We start from the raw sequence: 24,327 nt of genomic DNA, 5'->3' as shown, positions 1-24,327 counted from the left end.
TATTGTCACGACACGCCGAGAAGGACGGCAATAACCTCATGATCGACGGGCCGGGGGGCGGGGGCCGGGCCGCCGGGGGGCGGGGGGGCGGGGGCGGGCGATGGCGGCGCGCATAGGTGGGCGAGGATCAGGCGATGGTCTCCCGCGACACGTCAGCACGGCGGCGCATCAGCGCGACGGTCGCGATGGCTCTCGCACTCGGCGGCTGTGCTTTCGACGACCACCACGGCCAGGGCGGGGACCCGCCGAGCCGGCCGCGGACCGCGCCGAGCCCGGCGGCGAGCACCGATCCGCCGCCCGACTGCCCGGCCTCCGGTGTCCGGATCCGGTCGACCGGCGGGGACGCCGCGATGGGGCTGCGCGCCCTCGGGCTGGAGCTGGTCAACTGCGGTGACCAGCCGTACCAGCTCACCGGGTACCCGGTGCTGCACGTGTTCGACGACCAGCGCGAGCCGATCATGTTGCGGGTGGTCAACGGCGGCAAGGAGATCACGTCGGGCTTCGACCAGCCGCCCCGGACGGTCACCCTCGCGCACGGCGAGCGGGCCACGGCCGTGGTGCTCTGGCGCAACCTGGTCACCGATCCGACGGTGGTGGCCACCAACGGCGAGTACCTGACGGTGGCACCCGCGGCCGGGCAGCCGGGCGAAGAGGTCGACCCGGACGGGCCGATCGACCTGGGCAACACCGGCCGGATCGGCGTCAGCGCCTGGAAGAAGGCCGACCCGTCCGCGCCGGTGCCGACCCGTCCGGCCCCGCCGCCGGCGCCGAGCGCGGTGCCGTCCTCGGTGAGCCCACCCGACAGCCGGCTGTGAACCCCGCCGCTACGACGTGATGTCCTTGCGGGTGAAGCGCCAGAACGCCAGCCCCCAGAACAGCGTCGCGTAACCGATCGCCGAGATGCAGCCGCGCACCACGTCGTCGGTCTGCACCGGGGTCGAGAGCAGCCCCAACCAGGCGGTGCTGAAGTGGGTGGGCAGGAAGTCGCGCAGCGCGCCCAGGGCGGTGATCTGGTCCAGGATGCTGGACAGGATCCAGAGCAGCACCGCACCGCCGACCGCGCCGAGCGCGGCGTCCGTGGTCACCGACAGCAGAAATGCCAGCCCGGCCACCACCAGCAGTACGACAGCCAGGTAGCCGAGCACGGCCAGCAGCCGGAGCAGCCCCTCGGTGGGTTCCAGCTCGGCGGCGACCGTGCTGCGCAGCGGCGACCAGCCGTAGCGCAGGGTGCCGGCCAGCAGCGCGGTGCCCGCCAACAGGACCAGAGCCAGTCCGGAGTACGCGAGTGCGACCACCAGCTTCACCGTCAACAGCCGTGCCCGGGGCACCGGGATCGCCAGCAGGTAGCGCAGGCTGCCCCAGCTCGCCTCGCTGGCCACCGTGTCGCCACAGAACAGCGCGACGACGACCACCAGCAGGAACGACGCCGACACGAAGATCGAGAAGAGGGTGAAGTTGAGCCCGCCGGAGGTGGCCAGGTCGACCAGACTCGCGAACTCGTTGTTGCCGTTGTCGTCGTCGCCACCGGAGTTGAACTGGAACGCGATCAGGATGATCAGCGGCAGCAGCACCATGAACCCGAGCGCCAACTGGGTGCGCCGCCGGGACGCCTGCCGACGGAACTCCGCCGCGAACGGCATGGTGGCCGACGGCCGGTAGCCACGGGCCGCACCCGCGTCGGAAACAACCATCACCGGTCACCGCTTCCCCGAGAGTTGTCGCCCACCAGGGCGAGGAACGCGTCCTCCAGGCGGCGCCGGGGCACCACCCGGTCCACCCCGATGCCGGCGCGCACCAGCTCGGCCACCACCTCGCTGCGGGCCGTGCCGTTGGTGTCGACCACCAGCTGACCATCGCTCTCCGGCAGCACCCGTACGCCGTGCAGGCGGTCCAGCACCACCCGCGCCGCCGCCGGGTCGCTGACGTCGAAGAGCACACTCGGCGACTCGCCCACGATCTCCTCCACCGGCCCGGACGCCACGATCCGGCCCTTGTTCACCACCACGGCGTGCGTGCAGGTCTGTTCCACCTCGGCCAGCAGGTGGCTGGAGACCAGCACCGCCCGACCGTCGGTGGCGTAGCGCTGGAGCACCCGGCGCATCTCGGCGATCTGCGGCGGGTCGAGCCCGTCGGTCGGCTCGTCCAACACCAGCAGCTCGGGCAGGCCCAGCATGGCCTGGGCGATGGCGAGGCGCTGGCGCATACCGTGGCTGTAGTTCTTGATCCTCCGCTGCACGGAGTCACCCAACCCGGCGATCTCCAGGGCCGCGTCGAACTGGGCGTCCTCCCACGGCCGGCCGGTGGCCCGCCAGTACGCCTTCAGGTTGTCCAGACCCGACAGGTGCGGCAGGAAGCCGGGCCCCTCGACAAGCGCGCCGATCCGGGACAGCACCGGTGAGCCGGGCACCAGCCGACGACCGAAGACGTAGATCTCCCCGGCGGTCGGCTGGGTCAGCCCCATCAGCACCCGCAGGGTGGTGGTTTTACCGGCGCCGTTGGGCCCGAGCAGACCCACGACCTGACCGGGGTGCACCTCGAAGTCCACGTTCGACACCGCCACGAAGCCGTCCGCGTACTCCTTGCGCAGTGCGCGCACGGCCAGCGGCGTGTCCGCGTACTCCGGATGCACCGACCGGTCCTGGCGGCGATGCCGGCGGCGGAGCACGGCGACGACCACGACGAGCCCGATCACGATGGCGGCGAGCAGGCCGGCGAGCACCCAGCGCCAGATCGTCGCCGCGGTGGGGATCGGCTCGCCGCTGACCGTGGGCAGGCTGACCGCGCCGTCCGCGGCCACCGTGTAGACGGTCGGTTCGGCGGGCGTGGTGTACGCCTGGTCGGAGGTGGCCACCACCAGGCGCAGCCGGTGCCCGGCCTCTACCCGGCGGACGATCCCGGGCAGCGTCACGGTGACCGGGCGGGCGTCCTGCACCTGTTGCGGCAGGCCGGTGAGCCGGATCGGGGCGACCAGCCCGTTCGGCAGGGTCGCCGTGCCGTCCTTGTCGACGTCGTAGAGCTTGACGAAGAGCACCGCCGAACCGGTCGGCGAGGCGGCCCGCAGGGTGATGGTGGGCGCACCTGCCACGTCCACCGCCTCGGCCAGCGGCGTCGACTCGAACCGGGCGTGTTGGCCGGGCACGTCGCCGGCCACGCCGTCCAGCAGCGAGGTGAGCCCGCCGGCGAACGGGATCGAGGAGATCGCGGCCGGGTTGCCGTTCGGTGGGTTCGCGATCGGCTGGGCGGGACCGGCGACCGTGACCTCCCGGCGGGCGTTGCCGGTCAGGCCCGGATAGTCGGCGCGGCGGAAGCCGGTGGCGACCAGTCCCCGGTCGAGCGCGTCGAAGCCGGCGATCCGCGACCAGGTGAAGTCGTCGCCGGGCACTTTGCCCTCGCCCTTGACGTAGTGGTCGAGCCACTGGACGGTCAGGAACTTCACCCGGTCCTCGTCCGAGCGGGGTCCACTGCCACCGTCGTGCCCGCCGGTGAACCAGGCGACCCGGACCGGGGTGCCGATGGCGGCGATGCCCTTCGCGTTCGCGTCCGCCTCGCCGAGAGGAAAGAGCGTGTCCGCCTCGCCCTGCACCAGCAGGGTGGGCGCCTTGATCCGGTCCAGCACCCCGGCCGGGCTGGAGCGGCGCAGCAGGTCCACGGCCGCCTGGTCGGCCCGCCCGGTGGTGGCGATCCGCAGGTAGGCGGCGCACACGTCGGCGGCGAAGCGCCCGCAGGACGGGTCGGCCGCACCGGCCGGGGCACCACCGGGGCCGCTGCCCGGGCCGGCACCCGGTGCCGGGCTGGGTGGGCCGGCCGACGCGGGCGCGCCCTGCGGTTGGGCGGCGGTCTGGCCGGACAGGCCGGCCGGGCCGGAGCCCACGTTGCCGCCACCGCCGAAGAAGAGACCGGCCCAGCCCTTCTTGAACACGCCCTCGGTCGGCGCCCCACCGGTGCTCTCCGGCAGGAAGGCACGGGACAGGTCGTTCCAGGTGATCATGGGAACGATCGCGTCGACCCGACGGTCCTGGGCGGCCAGCAGCAGCGCGAGACCACCGCCGTACGAGCCGCCGACCACGCCGACCTTCGGGTCACCGGCGGCGTCGGTGCGGACCTCCGGTCGCGCGGCCAGCCAGTCCAGCAGCCGTTGCGCGTCGCGTACCTCGTAGTCCGGGCTGTCCAGGTGGATCTCGCCGCCGCTGCGGCCGAAGCCCCGCGCGGTCCAGGTGAGCACCGCGTAGCCGCGCCCGGCGAACTCCTCCGCGTCGGAGCGCACCGACTCCTTGGTGCCGCCGAACCCGTGTGCCAACAGCACCGCCGGGACCTGCCGACCGGACGACGCGTCGTCGGGCAGGTAGAAGGTCGTGTCCAGGTCCACCGGCTGGTCGTCGGACGGTCCGGAGCGGACGGTGAGCATCGCGCTCTCGGTGCGGACGCCCGGCCCCTGCGGCCACACCGCCCAGGTCACGGCGGCGGCCAGCAGCACGACGACCGCCGTTGCGGCGATCGCGCGACGGCGGGTGGGCAGGGCACGCCGGAACCACGCGGCCGGCGACGGCGATGTCATGCGGCACACGGTACGGCTCACAGCCTGAGCGTTGGCTGAGATCCGCCGTACGTCCGTCCGGTTGCCCCGATCGGTGCCCGGCCGGCTGCGAGCGCGCCTTGTCCGACGCGGCCCAGTGAGTTGAGTTCGGATCCCGTGAATTCCGATCTTTCACAGATTCCCCCTCAATCCCCACATGTCACACCCACTGACGAAACAGAGCGTGTCGGGAACGCGCGCAAATGGTGACGTTGCTCGAACTGACGCGAACCTGACTCGTCGACCGAGGTCAGAGCAGCGAGGGGTCGGTTAGTTTTCCGGTCCGGTGCACGGGACTTGTCGGGCCACCCGACACCGCGCCGATCCGCGCCCCCATGCCGGAGGAGACACACATGACAGTCCCCGCGCCGCGGGCCCGACGACGTCCGTCCACCCTGGGCCGACTGCTGCCGCTGCTCCTCATCGGGGCACTCCTGGCCCCGGTGGGTCTGCTCGGCACGTCCGCCTGGCGGCAGACCACCGCCGACCGGGACCTGGCCGTTCGGGAACGGCTCGGCGTGCGGTACCTCACCGCTCTGGGCTCGGTCACCGACGCCCTGGTCGAGGCCCAGTCCGCCGCGGTCAACAACCGACAGGTGTCCGGCGACGCGCTGAACCGGGCGGTCGAGGAGGCCGCAGCGGTGGACGCCCGCATCGGCACCGAGCTGCTCAGCCAGGAACGCTGGGCCGGGGTGCGAGCCAAGCTGGAGGCACTGCGCGGGCGCAGCCCCGCCGACCCAGAGTCCGCCTACACCGCGTACGGGGAGGTGTCGGACCTGCTGCTGGCGCTGCACCGCAAGGTCCGGGAGAGCTCCGGGCTGGTCCGCGATCCCGTCGCCGACTCCTACTTCCTGCAGGACAGCGCCGGCCAGGAGCTGCCCGAGGCGGTGGTGGCCGCCGGCCGGCTCGCCGATCTGGGCACGCTTGTCGCCCGCCGGCCAGCCGCCGAACAACCACGCGGCCTGCTGGAGCTGACCGGTCTGCGGGTGGCCGCCCTGGCACCCGCCGGTAACGCCGTCGACAACCTGCGTTCCGCCGTGGACGGCTCGGAGAGCACCGATCTCGGCGCCAACGTGCTGACCCCGCTGGACACCTACCAACGCTCGGTGGAGGCGCTGGCCGCGTACTCGGCCCCGGCCCGGGGCACGAGCGTGGTGGACCCCGGCCAGCTGAGCGCCGCCGGGCTCAACACGCACCGCGCGGCCCGCCAACTTCAGCCGGTCATCCTCGCCGAGCTGGACGCCCTGCTCGTCGAGCGCATCGATGAACTCGACCGGGACCGCTGGCAGACCGCCGCGGCGACAGCGCTCGCCGTGCTGTTGCTGGGCTGGCTCGCCGCGCTGCTGTTCGCCGCCCGCGGTCGGGCCCGACGCCGGGCCACCATGGCCGCGACCCACGCGGAGACCGCCGACACCCCGCCACCGGCGGATGCCTGGCAACCAGTGCCGGGCGACCTGCGCGGGCTGCAACCCGCCGGTACGGCCCGTGACCCGGAGCCCGCACAGTGGGGGGCCTTCGATGCTGCTCGGTAGGCTCCGGATCCGCGGCAAGCTCGCGCTGCTCGTGGTGATCCCGCTGCTCAGCATGGTCGGCCTGGCCGTGCCCGTGGTGCTCGACCGGGTGGCCGCGGCACAGCGGGCCAGCGACACCGCCGAGCGGGTACGGCTCGCCAGCCGGGTCGGCAGCCTGGTCCAGGACCTCCAGCAGGAACGCATCCTCTCGGTCGGTTTCCTGCTCGGCCGGGTCGAGCGCAGCGAGGTGGTCCGCAAGTCCGCCGACGTGGACGACCGGGTGGCCGACCTGCGGGCCGGCGGGAGCGACGCGCTGACCGACCAGGTCGACAACGCCCTGGACGGGGTGTCCAGCCTCATCGACCTGCGCACGTCCGTGCTGGCCCGGGTCGCCAACCCGGGCCAGGTGATGGAGGCCTTCGGCCCGGTGAACGTGGGGCTGATCGAGTCGCTGCGGCTGGCCTTCGGTGTGAACACCGAGACGTTGCCGGGTCGTCAGGTGCTCGCCCTCGACGGGCTGCTGCGCGTCGACGAGGGCCTGGGCGCCTGCGCCACCCTGAGCCTGCTGGTCAAGGCGATCGGCAGCTCGGACACCATCACCGGGTACGTGGCGTGCATCGCCGCGCTCATGGTCGACAACTCGCGCTTCCGTAGCCTGATCACGCCCGAGCAGCTCAAGGTGGCCCAGCTCAACGACGCGGCAGTGGCCGCGCGTACCAGCTCGGACTTCCTGGTCACCAGCGCCCGGGACCCGGCCGCAGCGGTCCGCGACGTGCCGCTGGAGGCGCTCTTCCCGGCCGTCCGCACGATGATCCGGCTCGGTCAGTTCGTGGAGAAGAAGCTGGTCGCCGACGTCCTCACCGAGGTGACCGCCGACCAGCGGCGCGCGCTGACGGCCGCGTACCTGGTCGGTGCCGCGGCGGCACTGATCCTGGCGTTGGTGGTGCTGCTCAGCGCGGCGGTCGCGCGGACGGTGGCCCGACCGCTGACCCGCCTCACCCACTCGGCCGACCGGGTCGCCCGGGTCGCCGAGGCCGAGCTGGTCCGGGTCACCGACGACGAGGGGGAGAGCCCACAGCCCATCCGGCTGGAGCCGGTGGACATCCGGGCCAACGACGAGATCGGCGACCTGGCGCGGGCCTTCGACCGGGTGCAGAGCACCGCCGCGCGGCTGGTCGAGCGGCAGGTCGCCGGCCGACGCAACGTGGCGCAGATGTTCGGCCACGTCGGGCGGCGCACCCAGAACCTGGTGGGCCGGCAGATCGCACTCATCGACCGGCTGGAGCAGCAGGAGGCCGACCCGGGTCGGCTGGAGCACCTGTACCGGCTCGACCACATCTCCAGCCGGTTGCGGCGCAACGCCGGCAGCCTCGTGGTGCTCTCCGGCTCGGCCGGTGCCGACGCCCACACCGCACCGGTGCCGCTGGCCGACGTGGTCCGGTTGGCGCTCGGCGAGATCGAGGACTACACCCGCGTGGAGGTGCGGGTGCCGGCGGGCATCTCGGCCGCGCCGGCCGTGGTCGGTGACCTCATCCTGGCGCTGGCCGAGCTGATGGAGAACGCCACAGCCTTCTCCCCGCCGCACACCCGGGTGCTGGTCACCGCCGAAACGTCCGGCATCGGCGCGCGGATCACCGTCGTGGACCACGGCATCGGCATGGGTGAGCAACGGCTGGCCGAGGAGAACGCCCGGTTCACCCGCCGGGAACGGCTCGACCTGGCGCCGACCGAGGTGCTCGGTCTCTTCGTGGTGGGCCGGTTGGCCCGCCGCCACGGCTGGCAGGTGGGCCTGGCCGCCACCGCCGGCGGTGGGGTGACGGCATACCTGGAGATCCCGTCGGCGGCACTGGTGCTGCGCCGCGCCGACCGGGCCGGGAGCACCGTCGCCCGGGCCGCGGTGCCGGAACGGGACAGGCGTACGGCGGCAGCGTCCGATCGCGGCGCGCGGTCCAGCACGGCGGCCGTCGCCGAGCCAGCCCGCTTCGACTCGGACCTGCTCAGCCGGGCCACTCGCAGCCTGGACGCCAGCCCGTCCTGGAACGCGTTCGGCTCCGGCCAGCCACCGCAGCCCGACCCCGCGCCCCCGGAGCCGGCGCGGTCGGGCTCGCCGAGCACGCCGCGGATCCGGCAGCGGGTGCCCGGGGCCAGCCTGCACGCCGCCGCCGCACCGACCCGGCCGGTGGACGCCACCGGCGCGGACCCCGCCGCCGCCCGCGCGCTTGTCGAGGCGTTCCAGGCCGGTGTACGCCGGGCCGAAATGCACACCGTCGACCTGCCGAGCACACCCGGAGGCGTCGGCCCGACGGCGGCCGGTGGCGTCGGCCCGTCCGACACCAAGTCGGATCGACCCCGACTGAGCCGACGGGTGCCGGGGGCGAACCTCACTGTCGTCCCGGCCTGTCAACCGCTCAGTACGCACCTCGGTGACCCGGCCGAGGTCCGCAAACTCATCACCGACTTCGAGGAGGGCGTCGCCCGCGCTCTCCGCGAAGTCAGCCCAGACCGCCGGAACGAAGAAGGATCATCACGGTGACCAGCCCCTTCCTGCACGAAAACATCGACCAGAGCCAGTCCGGTGCCAACGGGGACCTCAGCCCGGAGGCCCGTACGTTCAACTGGTTGCTGGACTCCTTCACCTCCGGCACCGCTGGTGTCCTGGAGGCGATCGCGGTCTCCTCGGACGGCCTGTTGATGGCCATGTCGGCGATCAAGGACCGGTCCAACGCGGAACGGTTGGCCGCGGTGGTCTCCGGGATGACGAGTCTCGCCGGTGGGGCGGCCAGTTGGTACGCGCTCGGCGGCCTCAACCGGGTGATCGTCGACATGGCCGACGGCTACCTGCTGATCAGCGCGATCAGCAGTGGTTCCGTGCTCGGGGTGGTCGCCGACCGGTCGGCCAACCTGGGCACCGTCGCGTACGAGATGACGCTCTTCGCCGGTCGGGCCGGTGGTGCCCTGACCCCGCGGCTGATCGTCGAGTTGAAGAACGCCGCTCAGCAGTGACCCCCGACCTCGCCGGCGAGGACCCGGACCCGGAACCGACGGTCCGGATCCGTCCGTACCTGCACACGGCCAGCCCGACCGAGGCCGACGTGGTGGAGACACCGGCGCAGCCGGAGCCGGAGTCGGGTGGCGGTCGCCCGGCCGGCCCCCGCCCGTTCGTGCTCACCTCCGGCCGGGTCGCGGGTGCCGACCCGGCGATCGGCTTGGAGACGCAGGTGACCGCCCGTACGGACAGCGGCTGGTCGACCGGGCCAGCCGGTGCCCTGCTGGCACCGGAGTTCCAGGCGATCATCGCGCTCTGCGCGGAACCGATCTCGGTCGCCGAGATCTCGGCCCGCGCCCGGTTGCACCTCGGCGTGACGCGGGTCCTGGTCGGCGACCTGCGGGCGGCCGGACACCTGGACGTGCACGTCACCGACACCAACGACGCCGTCGACCCCGACCTCATCCTGCGAGTGATTGATGGACTCCGTGCGATCTCCTGAATGGCCGGTCGCCCCGCTCGGCGGGGTTGCCGGAAACAGCGCCGCCGGCCGTTACGCGGTGCCGGGCACCGGGCCGGTCATCGGGCGTGCCGGTCCACCGCCGCCGCCGTACCAGCCGCCGTCCGGCGCGGGAGCGTCGGCGCCGCCGGTCGGCAAGCCGGCGGCGCCGCCGATCCCGGTCAAGATCCTGGTGGCCGGTGGGTTCGGGGTGGGCAAGACCACCACCGTGGGTGCGATCTCCGAGATCGCTCCCCTGACCACCGAGGCCGAGATGACGAGCGCCGGGATCGGCGTGGACGATCCGGGTGTCCGCTCCACCAAGACCACCACGACTGTGGCGATGGACTTCGGCTGCGTGACCATCGACCGCAGCCTGAAGCTCTACCTGTTCGGCACGCCGGGGCAGGCCCGGTTCGGCTTCATGTGGGACGACCTGGCCCGGGGGGCGCTCGGCGCGCTTGTGGTGGTGGACAGCGCCCGGCTGGACGACTGCTTCCCGGCGATCGACTTCTTCGAGCGGGCCGGGCTGCCGTTCGTGGTCGGGGTCAATGCCTTCGACGGGCGGTTGGCCCTGGAACTCGGCGAGATCCGCTGGGCGCTGGCCATCGGCGACCATGTGCCCCTGGTGCAGTTCGACGCCCGGGACCGACTGTCGGTGCGGGACGCCCTGTTGGTCGTCCTGGACCGTGCGCTGGAACGTGCCACCCGGGAGAGACAGGCCTGAGCCGACCGGCTCGGGCCGTGACGGGAAGAGGTGATCTGGTGAGGGGCGACCTGGACGAGACGCTGGCCCGATTGGCCCGGCGCGAGGAGGCGCTGCGCCGGCGGGCCAACGACCGTGACGACACCGCGCCACCCTCGGGCCTTCCCGGTCCCGGCGGCGGCGATGCCCCGAGCGCCGGGCCGGGCCGTGGCGACGCCCCGAACGCCGGGCCGGCACGGCACGACGCCCGGCACGCGGGGGCGGACTCCCCGGGCGACGTGGCCGGGTGGGGGCCGGTCGAGGAGGTGGCCGAGGCGGTCCGTCAGGTCGTCGGCACCTATCCCGGGCTGGTCGTGACCGTGCAGGTGCAGCACGAGGGTCGGACGTACCCCCTGCGGGTCTCCTGGGACGGCCCGGACGTCACGGTCGGGCCGGTGCCGCCGACGGCGCCGGTGGAACCCCCGCCGGCGTGGCCCCTGTCCGGCCGGACGGTGCCCGGGTGGGCGCCCGGCCCGGACGGGTTGACCCCGGACCCGGCGGCCCGGTTGGCCGAGCTGATCCGGCGGGACCCGTCGTTGTTGGACGAGTTGGATCCGCGGCGCTGACCGGCGGGGCTGGCCGGCGGCGGCTACGGTCGGGCGGTGGCGCAACCCGACCTGACCCTGACGGCGAGCCTCCGGCCGGCCGCGCTGGACGCCCGACGGGGCATCGTGCGGCTGCATCCGGAGGCGCTGACCGCGCTGGGGCTGCGGCCCGGCGACCCGGTCCGGCTTGCCGGCCGCCGGGAGACGGCGGGGATCGTGGCGACCGCCGCGCCGGGCGCGAGCAGCGCCCTGCTGTACGCCGACGACCTCACGCTGGGCAACCTGGGCGTGCGCGACGGCGCTCAGGTGCGGGTCAGCCCGGTGCCGCTGGTGCCGGCGGGGCGGGTCGTCCTGGCCGGGCCGGTCGGGGTGGTCGCGGCGGTGAGCCCGGAGATGCTGCGGCTGGCACTGCTGGGCAAGGTGCTCACCGCCGGCGACGACGTGTCGCTGCTGCCGCAGGACGTGCTGCCGGACGCCTCGGTGCGCAGCCTCATCGAGGCGGCTCGGGGCAGCCTCGCCAACACTGTCGGTTTCGCCTGGACCAGCACCCTGCTCACCGTGCGCACGGTCGAGCCGGCCGCCGGCGCGCTGGTCACCATGGACACGGTGGTCGGCTGGGAGCACGGGCCGGCCACCCACGGCGGGCCCGTCGCGGTCGACGCCGAACGGGCGCGGCCGCCTCGGACGGCCGACGCGGCACCGAGGGCGGACCAGCCGGACGACGCACCGGACGTGGACGAGCTGCCCGGGTTGCGGGCCCAGGCCGAGGAGCTGACCGAGCTGCTCGACCTCGGCTTCCACCACCGGGAGGTGTTGGGTCGGCTGGGCACCACCATCTCGCTGGGGGTGCTGCTCGTCGGCCCGGCCGGCTCCGGGAAGTCGGCGCTGGTCCGGGCCGTGGCCACCCGGGTCGGTGCCCGCGTACATCCGCTGTGGGCACCCGAGCTGGCCGCGTCGACGAACCAGGCCGCCGCCGACCGGCTGCGCGGTGCGGCGACGGCGGCCCGAGCCGGCGGGCCGGCGGTGTTGCTGGTCAGCGACGTCGAGGCGCTCGCACCGGCGGACGAGCCCGGCCCGGTGGCGACGGTGTTCCGCCAGGTGCTCGCGGAGTGCGTCCGGGCCGGTGTCGCGGTGGTCTGCGCCACCGGTCGACCGGAGGCGGTCGACCCCGCGCTGCGCGCACCCGACCTGCTGTCGCTGCGGATCAGCATTCCCCTTCCCGACCAGGCGTTACGCCGCGAACAGCTCACCGTGCTGACCCGGCAGGTGCCGTTGGCCGACGACGTCCGCCTGGACGAGGTGGCCGCGCGTACCCCCGGGTTCGTCGCGGCGGACCTGGCCGCGTTGGTCCGGGAGGCCGGGGTACGCGCGGCACTGCGGCAGAAGTCCGCCGAGACGCCGACGGTGTCGATGGCGGACTTCACGGCCGCCCGGGAGGTGGTCCGGCCGACCACGATGGCGGCGTCGACGCTGGATCTGGCTTCGGTGACGTTGGACGACGTGGGTGGCCTGGACGACGTCAAGCAGACGTTGACCGAGTCGGTGTTGTGGCCGTTGACCTACCCGGACACCTTCGCCCGGCTCGGGGTGCAGCCGCCGCGCGGCGTGCTGCTCTACGGGCCACCGGGCTGTGGCAAGACCTACCTGGTCACCGCGCTGGCCGGATCGGGGCGAGCCAACGTGCTGTCGGTGAAGGGCGCGGAGTTGCTCTCCAAGTGGGTCGGCGAGAGCGAGCGCGCGGTCCGCGAGCTGTTCCGCCGGGCCCGGGAGGCGGCCCCCACCCTGATCTTCCTGGACGAGGTGGACGCCCTGGCGCCGGTACGCGGCCAGGCCACCGACGGAGGCACCACGGACCGGGTGGTCGCCGCACTGCTCACCGAGTTGGACGGGGTGGAGACGTTGCGCAACGTGGTGGTGGTCGGTGCGACCAACCGCCCCGACCTGGTCGACCCGGCGCTGCTGCGGCCGGGCCGGTTGGAGCGGCTGGTCTACGTGCCACCGCCGGACGGTCCCGCCCGTGCGGAGATCCTGCGAGCCGCGTCCCGGCAGGTGCCGCTGGCACCGGACGTCGACCTCGGCGCCCTCGGCGACGAGCTGGCCGGCTTCTCCGCGGCGGACTGCGCGGCACTGGTCCGGGAGGCGGCGCTGGCCGCGATGCGGGAGTCCCTCGCCGCCGCCACGGTCACCGCTGGGCACGTGGCGACGGCACGGGCACGGGTGCGCCCCTCGTTGGACCCGGCTCAGGTCGCCGCGCTGGCCGCGTACGCCGCCCGGCGGGGTTGACCACCCCGCCCAACCTTCTGGCAGCTCCGGAGTGTTCTTAGGGCGTCACACTCCTCTGTGGAGAAGTCCACATGGACGTCAGGCGGTGTTCCTTGCGAAAGCTGCTGTCTCTTTTCTTCGTCCCCGTGCTCGCGGCGGCGACCCTGGTCACGGCCGGTGCGCCGGCGACCGCCCATCCAGCGAAGCCGTTCCCGGCCCGGATCGCCCTGCCCGACGGTTTCACCCCGGAAGGGTTGACGATCGGTCGCGGCACCACGGTGTACGTCGGTTCCGTCCTGGACGGTGCGGTGTGGCGGGGTGACCTACGGACCGGGCGCGGCTCGGTGCTGATCCCGGGCACCCCGGGCGCCGCCAAGGCAGGGCTCAAGATCGATCCACCGGGCCGGCTCTGGACCGCCGACTTCACCGGCGGCGGGGCCAGCGTGTACGACCCGGGCAGCGGGGCCCGGCTGGCCCACTACCAGTTCACCACCGACCCCAACAGCCTGGTCAACGACATGGTGGTCACCAAGCGGGCGGTCTACTTCACCGACTCCACCCGGCCGGTGCTGTACGTGGTGCCGCTGGGCCCGGGCGGCCAACTGCCGGCCCCCACCGCCTTCCGGGTGCTGTCGCTCACCGGTCCGGGCGCGACGCCTGACGCGTTCAACAACGGGATCGTGGCGCTTCCGGACGGTGACCTGCTCGTCGCGCAGATGTTGACCGGCCAACTCGTCCGCGTCGACCCGCGCACCGGAGGCAGCCGCGTCTTCGGTCTCGGCGGCTACTCGGTGGACCGGGCCGACGGGCTGGTGCTGCGCGGTCGCACCCTCTACGTGATCCGGAACCTGAGCAACGTCATCGCGGTGGTCCGGCTGAACGCCGGCTACACCGCCGGGGTGGTGCAGCGGGAGATCACCGGTCCGCAGCTACGGTCACCGGCCACCGGTGACCTGCTCGGCTCGGCGCTGTACGTGGTGAACGGCCGGTTCGACGTGGAGCCGACGCCGACCACCGACTTCGACATCGTCCGGGTGCCGGCCTGATCCAGGCGGTCGGCGGTGGCCCGCGCGGTCGCCGCCGACCGGCCCGCCGGTACGCCGCAGAGCGCCGGCCTTAGTCCAGGCAGATCTCGGCGCGTACCTTGCCGTCGTCCTCGTGCAGTTTGGCCCCGCAGGTGCGCAGCACGGCGACCGCGCCGACGTTGTCCGGGGTCGTCTCGGCGACCACCACCCGCATGCCCGCCCGAGCGGCGGCGTTCAGCAACTCCCGCAGGGCAGCCGCGCCGATCCCCTGCCCGCGTGCCGAGCGCCCGAGCCACATTCCCGTCTCCACCGTGCCGGGCTCGTCACAGCGTGTCATCCGGACCATGCCCAGCACCTCGCCGCCGACGACGATCGCGTACATCTGCGATCGGGTCGGGCCGTCCAGCCCGCCGAAGCTCGCCCGGTGGAACTCCCGAAACGCCTCTCGGCGGGCGAGGGACCAGCCGGCGGGGGCCTCGACCGGAGGCATCACGTCACTGGGTTCCGCCTCGGCAGCCGCTACGGAGAGCAACGGCTCCAGGTTCTGCTCGTCCACCGGCTCCAGCCGGACCGCACCCGCCACGTGCCGCAGTCTGCCGCCCTCATCGGCCGAAGTCCACCCTATTCGCCATCCACTGGCGGTCCGGCCAGCGGTACCGGCCGGTCGGGCGGGCGCGGTGTTCCACATCACGCTCTGTTGTCACCCGACCGGGTGTCAGGGTGTGGAAACCGCCGGTCCGAACTCGCAGAACACCACCGACGCGTCGTCGGTGGGCTTGTGCCGACGCAACCGGTCGGGATGCTCGCGCTCGGCGGCCCGGACCCGGTCGAGCAACGCGCCCGGCCCCTGGGCCTCCAACAGGTCCAACAGGCCGGCCCAGTCGGTGAGCGCGAACTGCTCCACCGCGCTGGACGCGCCGTCGCTGAGCAGTGCCGCCCGGCGGATCGCCGCCGGACCTCGCCGGGGCATCGTCCCGGTCACCGCGTGGAAGGCCGCGTCCGGGTCGGCAGCCGCCACCCAGTAGCCGTGGGTGCGGTTCATCCGTTCCCGCTGGACGCTCACGGCGTGCCGGAACCGGGTGACCGGGTCCGCCGAGCCACCCGGCACGGCGGCCACCGTCTCCCGCAGCTCGGCCATCGCGGTGTCCAGCCGGTTGTCGGTGACCACGCTGACCTGACCACCCGCGTCCAGGACCAGGGGGCTGTCGCAGAGCACCAGGTAGTCCACCTGGTCACCGCAGTCGCGCAGGAGGCAGACCGTGCTGGACGGGGTGCCCGGATGGTCCAGGTCGCACTGCCCACCGTGGTCGGCACGGACCGCGAGGATGGCGGCGGCCAGGTTGCTGGTCAGCCGCGCCGCCGGGCGGACCGCCTCGGCGACGCCGATCCGGGCGGCCAGGTGCCGGACGTACCACTCCGGCCCGTGCACGCAGCCGGTGTCGAAGCCCTGCGGCACCGTCGCGCCGTCCAGGACGCCGACCAACGGGCCGACCTGGAAGACCAGGTCCTCGTTGACCGGCCGGCCCGGTGCCGGCGCCGACGCGGAGCGCACCCGCATCACCGGCGCCGGCCCCGGTACACCTGTCGGGTCAGCGCTGTCGGAGGTCGTCGACGGCCGCATGCGTCTCTCCCTGCACCTGACCGGCGGCCGAACGGCCCTGGTCGCGTACGGCGGACACGCCCTGCTGGGCGCTGGACCGCACCGACTGTGCCGCCTGCTGTGCGGGCTCGCGCAGGTTGTCCTGCATCTGGTGGCCCACCTGGCTCGCCTGCCCCCGCAACTGATCGGAGTGCTCGCTCACCATGTCGCGGGCTCGTCCGGCGAGTTGCCGCTCGCGGCCGCTCGGCGGAATCAGCGAGGCGGCCAGCAGACCTACACCGAAGGCGACCAGGCCGGCAGCCATCGGGTTCCCTGCGCCTGCTCGCGGGACTGCTGCCCGAGTGAACGGGTCTCGTCGCGGACCGAGCCGGCCGCGTGCGACATCCGCTGGCCGGCCTCCTGCCCCAGATGGCCTGAGCTGCCCATCATCTTCTCCTTCGCTCGGGCGAACGCGTCCCGGGCCTGTCCGGCACGGTCACCGGCGATCCGACGCGGGTTGACCCTGTCGGTCAGCGCGTCGACGTCATTGCTCAACTCGGTGCGGGTGGTCTCGATCTCCCGCCGGATCCGATCCGGATCACTGGACATGATCTGCTCCCTACCGATTCCGTCACCGACCCCGCAGGGCGTCCGGCAACTCCCGGGCAGTCTGCTTCGTCCTGGGCAGCACCGCACGTGCCCGCTTCAGCTGGGTCCGGGCGTTGATGAAGAGACCACCGGCCACGGCGGCCCAGAGCACCGCGACGATCAACGCCGCCCACCCCTGGTCCATCGTGTTGGACAACCCCCACCACAGGGCGTACGACACGAAGAGCACCGCCAGGAACCCGGCCAACCCGGCACCGCCGAACATGCCGCCAGCCTTGCCGGCCTGGCTGACCTCCTCGCGGAGTTCGGCCTTGGCCAGCTCCACCTCCTTGCGCACCAGGGTGGACATGTCCCGGGTCACGTCGCCCAGCAGCTCGCCGACCGAGGCCTGGGTCCGTTCCTTCTCCGGGGCGCTCACGGGGCCACCCCACCGGGCAGGTCCCGCGCTGGTTCGCTGGCAGGCGAGACGTTCTGCGCCCGTGCCGTACCGACGTACGGCTGATCAGGCTCCGCTGGCGTGCCCTGCGACTGGGACGGCCCGCCGGGTCCGCTCCCGCCTCCACCGTTGCTGGACGGCGGAGCGGTCAGACCACGGGTGAGCCGCCCGACCAGCAGCCCGGCCACCGCCGCGCCCGCGAGGAACGTCCCCGGGTGGCGTCGCGCGTACGTGCGTACCTCGTCGAGCACCTCACCCGGCTCGCGCTCGTCGAGCCATCCGGCGGCCTGCTGGGCGGCGTCGGCCGCCCTGCGTACCACCTGACCGGCCAGCCCGGAATCGCCGTCCCGCTCGGCCATCGAACCGAGGTTCTGGCCCAGGTCGCGCAGGCTCGCGGCGGCCCGCCGCTGCTGCGTCTGCGCCTGGTCCCGAAGCTGCCCGGTGGCCTCGCCGGTCAACTGCCGGGCCTGTTGTCGCACTTCTGCGGCCACCTGCCCGCCCTGCTCGGCGGCGGCATGGACGACCTGACCACCGGCCTGGGTGGCCTGCTGGCCGACCCGGGAGGCCTCCTGCCGGGCCTGCTGCGCTCGACCGCTCGGCGATCCGCCCTGGTTCGTTGCCGTCATCCCCCGCTCCCTTCCTGAGTCCGGGGTCGCCTGGCGGCCCCAGAACGCCTCCCGCCTACCCGCCTGACCAGCCGACATGCGGAGGCGGGCCGGCAACTGACTGCGCGATCTTGCATTTTGTGCCCGGGCAAATGCCCGCAAAAGCCGTGGAACGGCGACAGAAAGTGCAAGATTGCGGGGTGGGTCAGCGGCGGCGGTTGCGGGCGCGCGACGAGCGCAACCGGCGGAGCCGGCCGACCAGTAGCGGGTCGGCGGCCAGCGCGGCCGGGTTGTCGAGTAACCCGTTGAGCAGCTGGTAATAGCGGGTCGACGAGATCCCGAAGGTGTCTCGGACGGCCTGCTCCTTGGCGCCGGCGTGTCGCCACCACTGCTGCTCGAAGGCGAGGATGGCCCGTTCCCGCTCGGTCAGCCCGGGTGTTGGCACGCTTGGCGCGACGTCGGCCCCGTCGTCCAGCTCGGTGTCATCGGTGTTCTCGATGGGCGGCACCGGCCGCGGCGTCGGAACCGCCGGCGCGACGGCACCCGGGACGTCACCCCGACGAGCGTCGGTGGACGGCTCGGGGGCGGCCGGGGTGGCGTCGGCGGACATGGCACTCAGCCTAGCCAGGGACGACCTGGGTCGCACCAGCCGGCGCGGCCGGCAGCCCCAGCGTCGCGGCAGGTGGCCCGCACCCACGAACACACGGAGGCCCCCGACATCTCCCGAGCCGGGGACCTCCGTGCCGAACGCGGAAACTACGAGATGTCGCGGCGACGCATCACCCAGAGCGACGCCCCGAGGATCACCACCACGGCGACCGAGAGCAGGATCGAGGACTGCTGCCAGGTGATGTCCATCGTGGCCGGCTTGCACTCCCCGCTGAAGGTCGCGTTGCAGGAGTTCCAGTCCTCCAGCTTTACCGTCTTCGTCATCCAGGCCAGCATGTACGTCGGCAGCAGCCATGCCTCGGCGAACCGCACGCCCGCCATGGAGAGCAGGATGCCCAGGCCGAACTGGCCGACCACCATCACCGCCACCACGCCACCGAGGGCCATCGCGGTGTGCCGGCCCAGCGAGGCCAGGGCGAAGCCGATGGTGGTGACCACCAGCACCAACACCAGCCCCCGCACGCCGGTCAGGACTGACGACTGCCAGGCACCGGAGGTCATCTTCTCGGTGGTCCCCCGGAAGTTGGCGATCGCCCAGAACCCGGCGAACCACAGCACCGCGGCGGGCAGCGTCACCGCCAGCATGCCGGTGAGCAGCGCGGCCAGCTTGGTGAGCAGGACGGTGAGCCGCTTCGGCCGCCAGAGCAGCAGGTTCATCATGCCGCCGGTGCTCCACTCGGCACCGACGAAGGACGCACCGACCACGAACCCGACCAGGGCGAAGATCGCCGCGAACGGAATCAGCGTCTCGTCGAACGTCTCCCGGAAGTTGAACGTCGAGGGCAGGAACCATTCCGCCGAGATCTGATCGCGGGACGGCGGTGTGATCACCGAGCAGTCTTCCGGGTAACGGCCGTCGTTCGTCGTGCCGGCCGTCTTGGCCTGCTCGCACGCGACTCGCTCCTGCTCGCTCCAGCGCACCTGCTGCTGGTACTGCTGGTCGGCCTCCCGCTCGGCCTGCGCGTACTGCGCCGCGCCGATCTTCTGGTTGGTGAAGAACACCCCGACCACCACCGCGGCCAGCACCAGCAGGCCGAGCAGAGTCATGTACCTGCTGAACCGCCGCTTGGTGAGCCGGCGCAACTCCGTACGAAAGAGGCTCACGCGCCCCACCCTCCTCCGGCGGGGCCGGGCTGAGCCGCCCCGCCGACGTGCATGGACTCGTCGACCTGCCGGTGCTGACCGGGGACCGGTGCGGTGGCGGTCAGTTCGAGGAAGACGCTCTCCAGATCGACGGCGATCGGCGCCAACTCGCTGACGTAGAGGTGCTGCTCGGCGAGCAGCCGCGTCACCGAGGCCGGCTTGTCGACGCCGGCCAGCATCAGATGGTCGGGGTGCTCGGTGACCTGGATCCCCGCCCGGGTGAGCGCCTCGGTGGCCGCCGGCAGGTCGCTGGCCGCCTCCAGCCGGATCCGGACGGCACTCGACGAGTGCTGTGCGAGCACCTCGTCGACCGGGCCGAAGGCGACCCGCCGACCCAGCGAGATGATGGTGACCGAGTCGCAGATCAGCTGGATCTCGCCGAGGATGTGGCTGGACAGCACCACTGTCATCCCGGATTCGGCGAGGGTGCGCATCAGCCCGCGCATCTCCCGGATGCCGCCCGGGTCGAGGCCGTTGGCCGGTTCGTCGAGGATGAGCAGCTTCGGGTTCTTCAGCAGGGCGGACGCGACCGCGAGCCGCTGCTTCATGCCCAACGAGTACGTCTTGACCCGCTCGCCGGCCCGGTCGCGCAGCCCGACGAGCTCCAACACCTCGTCGACCCGGACGGCCGGCACCTCGCCCGCCCCGGCCAGCAGGGACAGCGTGTCCCGGGCCGAGAAGTGCGGGAAGAACTGCGGGCTCTCCACGATCGCGCCGACCTGGCCGGCGACCGTGGGCAGCGCGTCGGGCACGTCGTGCCCGAGCAGTGACATCCGGCCGCCGTCGGGTCGGATCAGGCCGAGCAGGGTACGCAGCGTGGTGGTCTTGCCGGACCCGTTGGGGCCCAGGAAGCCGTGCACCTGCCCTGCCTCGACCCGCATGTCGAAGCCGTCGAGCGCGTTGCGGGTGCCGCGTCGACGACTCTTGTACGTCTTGCGTAGACCTTCGATCTCCAGGACAGCTGGCAAGCTGCACCTCCCCCGATGGGTGGGCGTGACAGCCGACACCATACGCGGTATGCAGGCACGCGCAATACGCGGTATGCATCGACGCGCCGAAGGGGCTCATTCATCGACGGAGCGTGACCGCTCAGGCGCAGATCACCTGTACGCCCGCGACGCGGAACGCGTCCACCACCTCCGGGGCGGCACCCGAGTCGGTCACCAGCGTCTCGACCCGCTCGATCGGACAGATCCGGGCGAAGGCGTGACCCCCCAGCTTGGACGAATCCGCGATGATCACCACGCGTTTCGCCCGGGCCACCATCAGGTTGTTCATCGCGGCCTCCCCCTCGTGGTGGGCGGCCGCGCCGAGGTGCGGATCGATCGCGTCCACGCCGAGCAGCGCGACGTCCAGGGTGACCTCGCGCAGCAGCGCCCCGCCCAGCGGGCCGACCAGCTCGAACGACTTCGGGCGCACCACCCCGCCGGCCACCACGACCTTCATCCGCGACCGGACCAGTAGCTCGTTGGCGATGTTCAGCGCGTTGGTCACCACGGTGAGCTGGGCGCCCTCGGCACTGGTGTTCAGGTCCGGGCGCACGGCGAGCGCCCTGGCCACCTCGGTGCTGGTGGTGCCGCCGTTCAGGCCGACCACGGTGCCCGGCGTGACGAGCGCCGCCGCGGCCGCCCCGATCCGCTGCTTCTCGGCCGAGTGCTTGGCCGTCTTGTAGCGCAGTGGCAGGTCGTACGACACGCCGTTGGCGACCGCGCCACCCCGGGTCCTGGTGATCATCTGCTGTTGGGCGAGCTGGTCGAAGTCACGCCGGATGGTGGCCTGGGAGACGTCCAGCCGCTCGGCTGCCGCCTCGACGCTGACCCGGCCGTTGTCGGTCAGCATCTCGAGCAGGGCGTTCCATCTGGCGTACCGGTCCACCGCGGGGGCCCTCCAGTGACACGGACGGTGATTGATTGCGTGCACACTAGTGCGCGAAACTAGGCTGGCGCAAAAGACTGACCTGCGCGATCGGGTGGTCGGTTGCCACGGCCACCGGCGTTCGCGCAGAATGACGCGCGAAATACGTGCCTAACGAGCCGTATTGCGCACCGGTCGCCTCTGCGAGGAGTTTTCCCATGGCGTACGTGCACGCGGAGATCGCGAGCCAGCCCGACTGCTGGCGGGAGGCCGCCGAACTGGCCGGCGTCGTCCACGGTGACCTGCCACGCCCCGGCGAGCGGGTCGCCGTCGTCGGTTGCGGCACGTCGTGGTTCATGGCGATGGCGTACGCGGGCCGCCGCGAGCAGGCCGGCCAGGGCGAGACCGACGCGTTCCAGGCATCCGAGTTCCCCGCCGGCCGCCACTACGACCGGTTGATCGCGATCACCCGCTCCGGCACCACCACGGAGGTGCTGGAGCTGCTCGCCGCGCTGCGCGGGACGACCCCCACCACCGTCATCGTCGGTGACCCGGCGTCGCCGGCCGTCGACCTGGCCAGCGCCGTGGTGACCATGCCCTTCGCCGACGAGCGGTCGGTGGTGCAGACCCGCTTCGCGACCAGCGCACTGGCCCTGCTCCGGGCGCACCTCGGCGACCCGGTGACCGCGCTCGCCGCGGACGCCGAAGTCGCGGTGCGATCCCCGCTGCCGATCGACCCGGCCACCATCGGGCAGGTCACCTTCCTCGGTCGGGGGTGGACTGTCGGGCTGGCCCAGGAGGCAGCGCTGAAGTGCCGTGAGGCGGCCACCTTCTGGGCCGAGGCGTACCCGGCGATGGACTACCGGCACGGCCCCATCTCGGTCGCCGCACCGGGCCGGCTGGTGTGGGCGTTCGGCGAGCTACCCGACGGGCTCCCCGAGGACGTGGCCGCCACCGGCGCGGCCTTCGTGCACAGTCGCACGCACGGTTGGCGCACGGTGCTGGGCAGTTGGTCCGCCGGTCGTACCCCTGTCGACCCGATGGCCGACCTCATCCTGGCGCAACGCTTCGCGGTCGCGCTGGCGACCAGCCGGGGCCTCGACCCGGACGCGCCCCGACACCTCTCCCGGTCGGTGGTGCTGGCGTGACCGGCGGCGACGCCGGGCCCGCCGACCAGGTCGTCGTCGCGCTGGATGTGGGCGGCACCGGCATGAAGTGCGCCCTGGTCAGACCGGACGGCGTCGCGGTAAGCACCGAGCGGCACCCCACGAACGCCGCGCGCGGCCCGGCAGCCGTGGTCGACACGATCCTGGACGTGGCCGACGGGCTGGCCGCCAAGGCCCGCGCCGACGGGCTCACCCCGATCGCCGTCGGCATCGCCGTACCCGGGGTGGTGGACGAGGCGCGCGGCGTGGCGGTCTGGTCGGCGAACGTGGGCTTTCGTGACGTACCCCTGCGGGACCTGGCGGTGGCGCGGCTCGGCCTGCCCACGGCGCTCGGCCACGACGTGCGCGTCGGTGGTCTCGCCGAGGCCCGCCTCGGTGCTGGACGCGGCACCGGGCAGGTGCTGTTCGTGGCGATCGGCACCGGCATCGCCGCCGCGCACGTGGTCGACGGCTCGGCCGCGACGGGCGCGCACGGCGCCGCCGGGGAGATCGGCCACATCCTGGTCCGGCCCGACGGCCCCCGCTGCGGTTGCGGTCGACCCGGCTGCCTGGAGGCGGTCTCCTCCGCCGCGGCGATCGGCCGCCGCTACGCGGAGCTGGCTGGTGCGGCGGCCACGGCCGCCGAGGTGGCCGAGCGTGCCGCGGCCGGGGAACCGCTCGCCGGCCAGGTCTGGCAGGAGGCGGTCGAGGCGCTCGCCGACGGCCTCGCCACCGGGCAGGCGTTGTTCGACGTGGCGACGATCGTGCTCGGCGGCGGCCTGGCGCAGGCCGGGGACCGGCTGCTCATCCCGCTACGCGCGGCGCTGCACGAGCGGATGACCTTCCACCGGGAGCCGCGGCTGGTCGCGGCGGCCCTCGGTGACGAGGCTGGCTGTCTCGGCGCCGCCCTACTCGCCCTGGACGCGGTAAGCGTCCGAGACCACGACGCGGTGCGCGTCGGAGACCATCTGGAGGAGCGATGACCGTGCGGGTGGACGGCCGAGTGGTGACCCCGACCGGTGTCATCCGACAGGGCTGCGTCGAGTGGGACGGGGATCGGATCACCGCGGTGGCCGAATACCCGTCGGTCCGGGACGGACACTGGATCCTGCCCGGCTTCGTCGACATGCACACGCACGGCGGTGGTGGGCACACCTTCACCACCGGGGACGCCGCCGAGGCCCGGGCGGCGGCCGACTTCCACCTCGCGCACGGCACGACCACCCTGTTGGCCAGCCTGGTCAGCGCGCCCTTCCCGCTGATGCGCGCGGCCACCGAGGCGTACGCACCGCTTGTCGACGAGGGCGTGCTCGCGGGAGTCCACTTCGAAGGGCCCTACCTCTCCGCTGCGCGTTGCGGCGCGCAGAACCCCGAGTACCTGCGCGACCCCTCGACCGACGAGCTGGCCGAGCTGATCGAGCTGGGTCGGGGAGCGGTCCGGATGGTCACCCTCGCTCCGGAACGCGACGGCGCGTTGGAGGCGATCAAGCTGCTCACGGCGCAGCGGGTGGTGGCGGCGGTCGGGCACACCGACGCGACGTACGAGCAGACCCGCGCCGCCATCGCCGCCGGCGCAAGTGTCGGCACCCACCTGTTCAACGGCATGCGTCCCGTGCACCACCGCGAGCCAGGCCCGGTGGTGGCCCTGCTCGACGCGCCCACCGTCGTCTGCGAGCTGGTCGCCGACGGGGTGCACCTGCACGACGGCATGCTGACCTTCGCCACCGCGACCGCAGGCCCGGACCGTGCGGCGTTGATCACCGACGCGATGGCCGCCGCCGGGATGGCCGACGGCGACTACGAGCTGGGTGGCCAGGCCGTCACCGTGACCGACGGGGTGGCCCGACTCGCCCGCGACAAAGCGATCGCCGGCAGCACACTGACCATGGACGCCGCGCTACGGCACGCCGTGAATGCCGGAATCCCGATCGCCGACGCGGCGCGGATGGTGGCCACCACCCCGGCGCGCGCCATCGGCCTGGGCAACCGGGTGGGCTCCCTACAGGTCGGCCTGCGCGCCGACCTGGTGGTGCTGGACGCCGACCTGAACGTGGTCCGGGTGTTGCGCGCCGGCTCCTGGGTGCAGTGAGCCCGACCGTCGCCCAGCTCCGCAGCCACCCGCCTTCAGCTCCGGCCACCAG

Annotated in this window: 24 protein-coding genes; 12 read left to right on the top strand and 12 right to left on the bottom strand. The window is 73.1% G+C overall.

From position 1 onward, the window contains the following. Positions 1–134: 134 nt before the first annotated feature. Positions 135–815 (top strand): DUF4232 domain-containing protein, encoded by a 681-nt coding sequence (locus AB0B57_RS12080; RefSeq protein WP_357068153.1) that lies wholly within the window; start codon positions 135–137, stop codon positions 813–815. A gap of 9 nt (positions 816–824) precedes the next feature. Here the strand turns inward: AB0B57_RS12080 and AB0B57_RS12075 are convergent, their stop codons facing one another. Together AB0B57_RS12075 and AB0B57_RS12070 are read right to left on the bottom strand one after the other, a co-directional pair. Next, positions 825–1,691 carry an ABC transporter permease subunit gene (locus tag AB0B57_RS12075; RefSeq protein ID WP_357068151.1) on the bottom strand — a complete coding sequence of 289 codons (867 nt, stop codon included), beginning with the start codon at positions 1,689–1,691 and terminating at the stop codon, positions 825–827. Further along, entirely contained in the window at positions 1,691–4,555 is a 2,865-nt protein-coding gene (locus AB0B57_RS12070; RefSeq protein ID WP_357068149.1) for an alpha/beta fold hydrolase, read from the bottom strand. Before AB0B57_RS12070 ends, AB0B57_RS12075 begins: the two co-directional genes overlap by 1 nt. A 371-nt stretch (positions 4,556–4,926) precedes the next feature. Here AB0B57_RS12070 and AB0B57_RS12065 point away from each other — a divergent pair, with 371 nt between their 5' ends. The 8 genes from AB0B57_RS12065 to AB0B57_RS12030 all read left to right on the top strand — a co-directional run bounded on the left by AB0B57_RS12065 (position 4,927) and on the right by AB0B57_RS12030 (position 14,167). Beyond that, the gene (locus AB0B57_RS12065; protein WP_357068147.1) at positions 4,927–6,105 is read left to right on the top strand and encodes a hypothetical protein; all 1,179 of its coding nucleotides are present in this window, start codon (positions 4,927–4,929) and stop codon (positions 6,103–6,105) included. Beyond that, positions 6,092–8,617, top strand: coding sequence for an ATP-binding protein (locus AB0B57_RS12060; RefSeq protein WP_357068145.1), 2,526 nt, complete (start codon positions 6,092–6,094; stop codon positions 8,615–8,617). Before AB0B57_RS12065 ends, AB0B57_RS12060 begins: the two co-directional genes overlap by 14 nt. Beyond that, positions 8,614–9,087 (top strand): roadblock/LC7 domain-containing protein, encoded by a 474-nt coding sequence (locus tag AB0B57_RS12055; RefSeq protein WP_357068143.1) that lies wholly within the window; start codon positions 8,614–8,616, stop codon positions 9,085–9,087. The genes AB0B57_RS12060 and AB0B57_RS12055 overlap by 4 nt, the downstream gene beginning before the upstream one ends. Continuing rightward, positions 9,084–9,572, top strand: coding sequence for a DUF742 domain-containing protein (locus AB0B57_RS12050; RefSeq protein ID WP_357068141.1), 489 nt, complete (start codon positions 9,084–9,086; stop codon positions 9,570–9,572). Before AB0B57_RS12055 ends, AB0B57_RS12050 begins: the two co-directional genes overlap by 4 nt. Next, positions 9,550–10,296, top strand: a complete 747-nt coding sequence (locus AB0B57_RS12045; RefSeq protein WP_357068139.1) for an ATP/GTP-binding protein — start codon at positions 9,550–9,552, stop codon at positions 10,294–10,296. Before AB0B57_RS12050 ends, AB0B57_RS12045 begins: the two co-directional genes overlap by 23 nt. A 38-nt stretch (positions 10,297–10,334) precedes the next feature. Next, a complete protein-coding gene (locus AB0B57_RS12040) occupies positions 10,335–10,880 on the top strand; it encodes a hypothetical protein (protein WP_357068137.1) in 546 nt (181 codons plus the stop codon). Positions 10,881–10,916: 36 nt separating this feature from the next. Beyond that, on the top strand, positions 10,917–13,142 hold the full coding sequence (locus AB0B57_RS12035; RefSeq protein WP_357068135.1) for an AAA family ATPase: 2,226 nt from the start codon (positions 10,917–10,919) through the stop codon (positions 13,140–13,142). Positions 13,143–13,234: 92 nt separating this feature from the next. Then, complete coding sequence (locus tag AB0B57_RS12030) at positions 13,235–14,167, top strand: superoxide dismutase (protein WP_357068133.1); 933 nt, start codon at positions 13,235–13,237, stop codon at positions 14,165–14,167. Positions 14,168–14,237: 70 nt separating this feature from the next. Here AB0B57_RS12030 and AB0B57_RS12025 read toward each other — a convergent pair whose 3' ends face one another. The 10 genes from AB0B57_RS12025 to AB0B57_RS11980 form a co-directional block, all read right to left on the bottom strand. Further along, complete coding sequence (locus AB0B57_RS12025) at positions 14,238–14,729, bottom strand: GNAT family N-acetyltransferase (RefSeq protein WP_357068131.1); 492 nt, start codon at positions 14,727–14,729, stop codon at positions 14,238–14,240. Positions 14,730–14,861: 132 nt separating this feature from the next. Beyond that, entirely contained in the window at positions 14,862–15,767 is a 906-nt protein-coding gene (locus tag AB0B57_RS12020; RefSeq protein WP_357068129.1) for a hypothetical protein, read from the bottom strand. Further along, entirely contained in the window at positions 15,736–16,050 is a 315-nt protein-coding gene (locus tag AB0B57_RS12015; RefSeq protein WP_357068127.1) for a hypothetical protein, read from the bottom strand. Before AB0B57_RS12015 ends, AB0B57_RS12020 begins: the two co-directional genes overlap by 32 nt. Beyond that, a complete protein-coding gene (locus AB0B57_RS12010; RefSeq protein WP_357068124.1) occupies positions 16,020–16,334 on the bottom strand; it encodes a DUF3618 domain-containing protein in 315 nt (104 codons plus the stop codon). The genes AB0B57_RS12015 and AB0B57_RS12010 overlap by 31 nt, the downstream gene beginning before the upstream one ends. A gap of 22 nt (positions 16,335–16,356) precedes the next feature. Continuing rightward, complete coding sequence (locus AB0B57_RS12005; protein WP_088950443.1) at positions 16,357–16,752, bottom strand: phage holin family protein; 396 nt, start codon at positions 16,750–16,752, stop codon at positions 16,357–16,359. After that, a complete protein-coding gene (locus AB0B57_RS12000; protein WP_357068468.1) occupies positions 16,749–17,396 on the bottom strand; it encodes a hypothetical protein in 648 nt (215 codons plus the stop codon). The genes AB0B57_RS12005 and AB0B57_RS12000 overlap by 4 nt, the downstream gene beginning before the upstream one ends. A gap of 184 nt (positions 17,397–17,580) precedes the next feature. Continuing rightward, positions 17,581–17,985 carry a DUF3263 domain-containing protein gene (locus AB0B57_RS11995; protein WP_357068122.1) on the bottom strand — a complete coding sequence of 135 codons (405 nt, stop codon included), beginning with the start codon at positions 17,983–17,985 and terminating at the stop codon, positions 17,581–17,583. Positions 17,986–18,131: 146 nt separating this feature from the next. Beyond that, on the bottom strand, positions 18,132–19,148 hold the full coding sequence (locus AB0B57_RS11990; protein WP_357068120.1) for an ABC transporter permease subunit: 1,017 nt from the start codon (positions 19,146–19,148) through the stop codon (positions 18,132–18,134). After that, positions 19,145–20,155 carry an ATP-binding cassette domain-containing protein gene (locus tag AB0B57_RS11985; RefSeq protein ID WP_357068118.1) on the bottom strand — a complete coding sequence of 337 codons (1,011 nt, stop codon included), beginning with the start codon at positions 20,153–20,155 and terminating at the stop codon, positions 19,145–19,147. The genes AB0B57_RS11990 and AB0B57_RS11985 overlap by 4 nt, the downstream gene beginning before the upstream one ends. A 121-nt stretch (positions 20,156–20,276) precedes the next feature. Then, positions 20,277–21,062 carry a DeoR/GlpR family DNA-binding transcription regulator gene (locus tag AB0B57_RS11980; protein WP_357068116.1) on the bottom strand — a complete coding sequence of 262 codons (786 nt, stop codon included), beginning with the start codon at positions 21,060–21,062 and terminating at the stop codon, positions 20,277–20,279. 197 nt (positions 21,063–21,259) lie between these two features. Here AB0B57_RS11980 and AB0B57_RS11975 point away from each other — a divergent pair, with 197 nt between their 5' ends. Genes AB0B57_RS11975 through nagA form a run of 3 tightly spaced genes read left to right on the top strand, consistent with a single transcriptional unit; the run spans position 21,260 to position 24,275 of the window. Beyond that, a complete protein-coding gene (locus AB0B57_RS11975; protein ID WP_357068113.1) occupies positions 21,260–22,189 on the top strand; it encodes a sugar isomerase in 930 nt (309 codons plus the stop codon). After that, positions 22,186–23,169: an ROK family protein gene (locus tag AB0B57_RS11970; RefSeq protein ID WP_357068111.1), complete on the top strand. Its 984-nt coding sequence runs from the start codon at positions 22,186–22,188 to the stop codon at positions 23,167–23,169. Before AB0B57_RS11975 ends, AB0B57_RS11970 begins: the two co-directional genes overlap by 4 nt. Then, positions 23,166–24,275, top strand: a complete 1,110-nt coding sequence (gene nagA / locus AB0B57_RS11965; RefSeq protein WP_357068109.1) for an N-acetylglucosamine-6-phosphate deacetylase — start codon at positions 23,166–23,168, stop codon at positions 24,273–24,275. The genes AB0B57_RS11970 and nagA overlap by 4 nt, the downstream gene beginning before the upstream one ends. Positions 24,276–24,327 lie beyond the last annotated feature (52 nt).

The sequence above is a fragment of the Micromonospora sp. NPDC049101 genome (assembly GCF_040648675.1).
In the GTDB taxonomy this organism is placed as follows: Bacteria; Actinomycetota; Actinomycetes; order Mycobacteriales; family Micromonosporaceae; genus Micromonospora.
The sequence above is the reverse complement of the archived record's forward strand: the minus strand, read 5'-3'. Positions and strand labels throughout refer to the sequence as shown.

Bases quoted from the DNA above. Each gene is read 5' to 3' on its own strand.
- AB0B57_RS12080 (WP_357068153.1), top strand. From the start codon at position 135: ATGGTCTCCCGCGACACGTCAGCACGGCGGCGCATCAGCGCGACGGTC.
- AB0B57_RS12075 (WP_357068151.1), bottom strand. From the start codon at position 1,691: ATGGTTGTTTCCGACGCGGGTGCGGCCCGTGGCTACCGGCCGTCGGCC.
- AB0B57_RS12070 (WP_357068149.1), bottom strand. From the start codon at position 4,555: ATGACATCGCCGTCGCCGGCCGCGTGGTTCCGGCGTGCCCTGCCCACC.
- AB0B57_RS12065 (WP_357068147.1), top strand. From the start codon at position 4,927: ATGACAGTCCCCGCGCCGCGGGCCCGACGACGTCCGTCCACCCTGGGC.
- AB0B57_RS12060 (WP_357068145.1), top strand. From the start codon at position 6,092: ATGCTGCTCGGTAGGCTCCGGATCCGCGGCAAGCTCGCGCTGCTCGTG.
- AB0B57_RS12045 (WP_357068139.1), top strand. From the start codon at position 9,550: ATGGACTCCGTGCGATCTCCTGAATGGCCGGTCGCCCCGCTCGGCGGG.
- AB0B57_RS12020 (WP_357068129.1), bottom strand. From the start codon at position 15,767: ATGCGGCCGTCGACGACCTCCGACAGCGCTGACCCGACAGGTGTACCG.
- AB0B57_RS12015 (WP_357068127.1), bottom strand. From the start codon at position 16,050: ATGGCTGCCGGCCTGGTCGCCTTCGGTGTAGGTCTGCTGGCCGCCTCG.
- AB0B57_RS12010 (WP_357068124.1), bottom strand. From the start codon at position 16,334: ATGTCCAGTGATCCGGATCGGATCCGGCGGGAGATCGAGACCACCCGC.
- AB0B57_RS12000 (WP_357068468.1), bottom strand. From the start codon at position 17,396: ATGACGGCAACGAACCAGGGCGGATCGCCGAGCGGTCGAGCGCAGCAG.
- AB0B57_RS11995 (WP_357068122.1), bottom strand. From the start codon at position 17,985: ATGTCCGCCGACGCCACCCCGGCCGCCCCCGAGCCGTCCACCGACGCT.
- AB0B57_RS11975 (WP_357068113.1), top strand. From the start codon at position 21,260: ATGGCGTACGTGCACGCGGAGATCGCGAGCCAGCCCGACTGCTGGCGG.
- nagA (WP_357068109.1), top strand. From the start codon at position 23,166: ATGACCGTGCGGGTGGACGGCCGAGTGGTGACCCCGACCGGTGTCATC.